Genomic DNA, 5,084 nt, shown 5'->3' with positions numbered 1-5,084 from the left:
CTCCCCCTCCCCCCGCCCTCAACGCCAGGTTCGCCCTCCAGGGGGGGGTCGGGCGGTCTTGGGGGGTTGGTTTGGGGGGGGGGGGGGGGGGGGGGGTTTTTTTTTCCCCCCCCCCCCCCCCCCCCCCCCCCCCCCGACCCCAGTGAGCGAAGCGGGTTACAGCTCGTAGAGCCGCTTCCAGTTCTCCCGCGAAGTCAGCTCGGGCATGGAGCGCTTGTACTGCTCCTGCACCGCCACGCCTTCCTTGCGGAGCCGCTGGATCACCTTCGCGCCCCGGCGCGCCAGGTCGAACATCTTCGCGCGGTCGTACGAGCGGACCCGCACGCCTTCCTGCGAAGCGTCGGTGACGACGGCGGTGTCGAAGGTCGCGACGTGCCACCAGTGGGCTTCGTCGATCGGGATCGCGCCGAGCGAGTGGCGGCTGCGGCCGAGCACCCGGTCGAGGATCCGCTTGATCAGCACCAGGCGCTGCATGCTGGGCCGCGGCGCGCTGTTGATGATGCCGATGTCGTTCGACGCGATGCCCGGGACGTCGGTGGCCTTGTGCCGCTTGGTCTCGGGGTACTCGTCGCGGATCCGGCGGATCTCCTTCATCGCGGCGACGCCGCCGTCACGCAGGACTTCCGGCCCCTCGAGGAAGTCCTCGACGGCCTTGATCAGCGTGGCGGACAGGCCGTACTGCATGCCGAGCAGGTACCGGACCAGCTGCGCGATCAGCACGCGCGAGAGCAGGTTCAGGTTGAACGGCGAGTGCAGGGCGGCGGTGATGATCGAGTTACGCAGGTTGAAGTAGCGGTGCCACTCGTCCCAGTCCTTCCAGTGGAAGTCGGCGTGCCAGACGCCGGCGCCCGGAAGGGTGACGGTGGGGAAGCCGTGCGCGCGGGCGCGGTAGCTGTACTCCGCGTCGTCCCACTGGAAGAAGAACGGCAGCGGGTAGCCCGTGGCCTTGACGACCTCGTACGGGATCAGGCACGACCACCAGCCGTTGTACCCGGCGTCGAGGCGGCGTTCCTGGCGGTTCGGCTTGAGGGTCTCCTCGTCGACGCCGAGCAGGTCGGCGGTCGAGAGCGAGTGCGTGACCGGCTGGCCGGGCTCCAGGGTGTTCAGCCGGGCGTACTCGGCGCCGACGTGCAGCTGGTTCGGGTGCAGCAGGTTCAGCATCTGCCCGCCGACGATGACCGGGTTGACCGTGCGGTTGGAGAACGCGGTCATCCGGATCACCAGATCCGGCTCCAGCAGTACGTCGTCGTCCATGAACAGGACGTTCGCGTGCTCGGTCTCGGTGTGCCCGGCGACCTCGTAGAGGCCGCGGGTGAACCCGCCGGCGCCGCCGAGGTTCGGCTGCTTGATGTAGTGCAGCTTGTCGCCGAGGTCCTTCGTGACCTGCTCGAAGCCGTCGCGCGACTCGACGAGGTCGGTGCCCTGGTCGGCGACGTAGATCGCGTCGAGCGTCTCCAGCGAGGAGACGTCGGCGGCGAGCGCCTGCAGGTTCGACAGGCAGTCGTCGGCACGATTCATCGTGCAGATGGTCACCGCGGTCGGGCGGATCTTCTCCGGCGCTTCGACCGTCCAGCGGACGTTCTCGACACGCAGCGACTGGCCGCCCTCGGTCTCGAGGTCGAGCCAGAGCGCGCCGCCGTCGTAGAACTTGTCGAGCTTCGCGGAGAGCGTCACCTTCTGCTGCTTCGCGCCCGTGACGACCTCGGCGGCGACCACACGCGCGTCGCCCTCGATGTCGGAGGCACCGACGGACAGCTGGCCGTCACCGGTGACGACGGCCTCGACCTGGACCTCGGTCACGTCGGTCCAGCGCTGCCAATAGCTCGCGGGGAAGCGCCCGAAATAGGTGTTGCCGGACACCTTCGACGCGGGCTCGATGGCGATGCCCGCGCGCTCGCGCACGGCGGTGCCCCATTCGAGCTCGGCGTAGAGGTCCTTGCTGACGATGGGGGCCGGGCCGGCGTAGAGCCCGCGCTGCGCGGTGAGACGGCCCTGCGGGGTGCGTTCCGCGAAGCGGGTGTCGTCGATAGTGCTCACCATGGCGCTCGGGGCCTCTCCGGTGACGGCGGCTTTACCGGGCATGAATCCTCAGTTCTCCTCTGTGCTGGTGGCGATGGCGCGGGGCTCACGGAAGACGACCCACTTGAGCATGACGAAATTGATCACGGTCGCGGTTGCCTGCGAAACGACCCAACCCAAGGTGGCCTTCCAGTCCGACTCGGGCAGGACGTGCAACATCGTGCGGTTGACGCCGACGGCGACGAGGAACGTCACGGCGTACAGGAGTACGAAGCTACCGATCTGACGTGCGCCCTCCTGGCGTCCACCCGCGAAGGTGAACTTGCGGTTCAGGAAGAAGGCGGTCGTGGTGCCCACGATGAAGCTGAGCGCGCGGGCGAGGTCCACCCACGGCGTCGCGTCCATCCCGAGAGCACGGAGCCCCTGGTAGACACCGAAATCGACCAAGGCGCAGAAACCGCCGATGAGGCCGAAGCGGATGAGCTGCCCGAACAGCCCAGGAGAGGACGGCGCTGCCGCCGTCGAACCGGCTTGCGAGTCGGTCGCCACCACTGCTCTACCTCATAAACTGCTGGGGCTGGTGCCCAAAGTGTAGAAGCGAGCACTTCAGGGTCACGTTCCGGGCAGTGTTCGGCGTGGTTACCCTGGTCCGCGTGACCCAAGCACCCAAGACACAGCGGCAGACGCTCATGGGCTGGGCAAGGACGTCGCCGAGCATCGCGGACGTCCTGAGCACCCCCGACGTGGAAACCATCGCCCGCGCGGTGACGCAGGCCGGGGAACGCGGGGTCATCGCGCGCGGTCTCGGCCGGTCCTACGGCGACCCGGCGCAGAACGCGGGCGGCCTGGTCATCGACATGACCGCGCTGGACCGCATCCACTCGATCGACCCGGATTCCGGCATCGTCGACCTCGACGCGGGCGTCAGCCTGGACAAGCTGATGCGCGAGGGCCTGCCGTACGGCCTGTGGGTCCCGGTGCTGCCGGGTACCCGCCAGGTGACCATCGGCGGCGCGATCGCGAACGACATCCACGGCAAGAACCACCACTCGGCGGGCAGCTTCGGCAACCACGTCGTGTCGATGGACCTCGTCACCGCCGACGGCCAGGTGCGCACGCTGACCCCGGAGGGCCCGGACTCCGAGCTGTTCTGGGCGACCGTCGCGGGCATCGGCCTGACCGGCGTCATCGTCCGCGCCAAGATCCGGATGACGAAGACGGAGACGGCCTACTTCAAGGCCGACATCCAGCGCACGGCGAACCTCGACCAGACCCTGGCGCTGGTCACCGACGGCTCCGAGGCCAACTACACGTACTCGTCCGGCTGGTTCGACTCGATCTCCACCGGCAAGAAGCTCGGCCGCGCCGCCTTCCAGCGCGGCTCGCTCGCCAAGCTCGACGAACTGCCGCCCAAGCTGCGGGCCGATCCGCTCAAGTTCAACCCGGGCACGCTGGCGACCCTGCCGGACGTGTTCCCGAACGGTCTGGCGAACAAGCTGTCGTTCTCCGCGATCGGCGAGCTGTACTACCGCAAGACCGCGAAGAACGCGCGCGACCAGATCCAGAGTTTGACCGCGTTCTACCACCCGCTCGACCTGTTCGGCGAGTGGAACCGCGCGTACGGCTCCAAGGGTTTCCTGCAGTACCAGTTCAGCACGCCGCTGAACGCGCACGAGCCGCTGCGCCGGATCATCCAGAAGGTCGCGGACTCCGGGCACGTGTCGTTCCTCAACGTGTTCAAGCAGATGGGCGAGGGCAACGCGGCGCCGCTGTCGTTCCCGCACCCCGGCTGGATGGTCTGCCTCGACTTCCCGATCAAGGACGGGCTGAGCCGGTTCTGCCGGGAACTCGACGAGGACGTGCTCGCCCTCGGCGGCCGTCTGTACACGGCGAAGGACTCGCGCACCTCGGCGGAGAACTTCGCGAAGATGTACCCGCGGCTCGAGGAATGGCGCAAGGTCCGCGCTTCCGTTGACCCCGAAGGCGTTTTCGCCTCTGACATGTCCCGAAGGTTGGAACTGTGATCGACGCTGTGGGCAACCCCCAGTCCCTGCTGCTGCTCGGCGGCACCTCCGACATCGCGCTCGCGATCGCAGAGAAGTACCTGGCCGAAAAGCCCCTTCGGGTCGTGCTGGCCGGACGCCAATCGCCGCGGCTCGACGCGGCCGCGCAGCGCCTGAAGGACAAGGGCGCCGAAGTGTCCACTGTGGATTTCGACGCCAAGGCCATGGGCACCCACCCCGCCGTGCTGGACAAGGCGTTCGAGGGTGGCGACATCGACGTCACCGTCGTGGCGTTCGGCCTGCTCGGCGACCAGGAAGAGCTGTGGCAGGACCACGCGAAGGCCGTCGAGGCGGCGACCGTGAACTACACGGCCGCGGTTTCGGTGGGTGTCGCGCTGTCGAACAAGCTCAAGAAGCAGGGCCACGGCAAGGTCATCGCGCTGTCCTCGGTCGCGGGCGAGCGGGTCCGCCGGTCGAACTTCGTCTACGGCTCCACGAAGGCCGGTTTCGACGGCTTCTACCTGGGCCTCGGCGAGGCGCTGGCGGAGTTCGGCGTGCAGATCACCGTCGTCCGCCCCGGGCACGTCAAGACCAAGATGACCGAAGGTCTCAAGGACGCCCCGCTGGCGCAGACCGCCGAGCAGGTCGCCGAGATCGCCGTCAACGCCTCCCGCACGGGCAAGGACCTGGTGTGGGCTCCCGCGCCGTTCCGCCTGGTCATGTCGGCCCTGCGGCACGTACCCCGGCCGATCTTCCGGAAACTGCCGATTTAAGGCACGAGCGCACTACGCCGGTCGTGAGTGCCGTTTCGGGTTATTGAGAGGTTCTGGCCCGAGACGGGGCGGAGCCCAAGTACATGAAGGCCCCCTTCCTTGCGCCTAGGTACATGAAGGGGGCCTTCACGTACTTATGGAGAGGTAAGGCACAGGTGGCAGCGACGAGGGGCCCTTCGCTACGCCGGTGCCGGGGCCCTTGCCGAGCCCATGGTCGAGATGCGTCGGGGAGGGGAACCTTTCTTCCCCCCCCCCTCCCCCCATCGGCTTCTTCCCCCCCCCCCCCCCC

4 protein-coding genes are annotated in these 5,084 nt (G+C 68.1%); 2 read left to right on the top strand and 2 right to left on the bottom strand.

Annotated elements, in window-relative coordinates:
* Nucleotides 1-156 precede the first annotated feature (156 nt).
* Nucleotides 157-2,082 carry a glycosyltransferase gene (locus tag ACZ6DT_RS04465; RefSeq protein WP_465588459.1) on the bottom strand — a complete coding sequence of 642 codons (1,926 nt, stop codon included), beginning with the start codon at nt 2,080-2,082 and terminating at the stop codon, nt 157-159.
* A gap of 6 nt (nt 2,083-2,088) precedes the next feature.
* Nucleotides 2,089-2,571: a GtrA family protein gene (locus ACZ6DT_RS04460; protein WP_465588456.1), complete on the bottom strand. Its 483-nt coding sequence runs from the start codon at nt 2,569-2,571 to the stop codon at nt 2,089-2,091.
* 101 nt (nt 2,572-2,672) lie between these two features.
* Here ACZ6DT_RS04460 and ACZ6DT_RS04455 point away from each other — a divergent pair, with 101 nt between their 5' ends.
* Together ACZ6DT_RS04455 and ACZ6DT_RS04450 are read left to right on the top strand one after the other, a co-directional pair.
* Nucleotides 2,673-4,043: an FAD-binding protein gene (locus ACZ6DT_RS04455; RefSeq protein ID WP_465588453.1), complete on the top strand. Its 1,371-nt coding sequence runs from the start codon at nt 2,673-2,675 to the stop codon at nt 4,041-4,043.
* Nucleotides 4,040-4,795 carry a decaprenylphospho-beta-D-erythro-pentofuranosid-2-ulose 2-reductase gene (locus tag ACZ6DT_RS04450; protein WP_465588451.1) on the top strand — a complete coding sequence of 252 codons (756 nt, stop codon included), beginning with the start codon at nt 4,040-4,042 and terminating at the stop codon, nt 4,793-4,795. Before ACZ6DT_RS04455 ends, ACZ6DT_RS04450 begins: the two co-directional genes overlap by 4 nt.
* Nucleotides 4,796-5,084 lie beyond the last annotated feature (289 nt).

The organism is Amycolatopsis sp. NPDC041971 (assembly GCF_055588925.1).
This window is presented reverse-complemented; position numbering and strand designations above follow the sequence as displayed.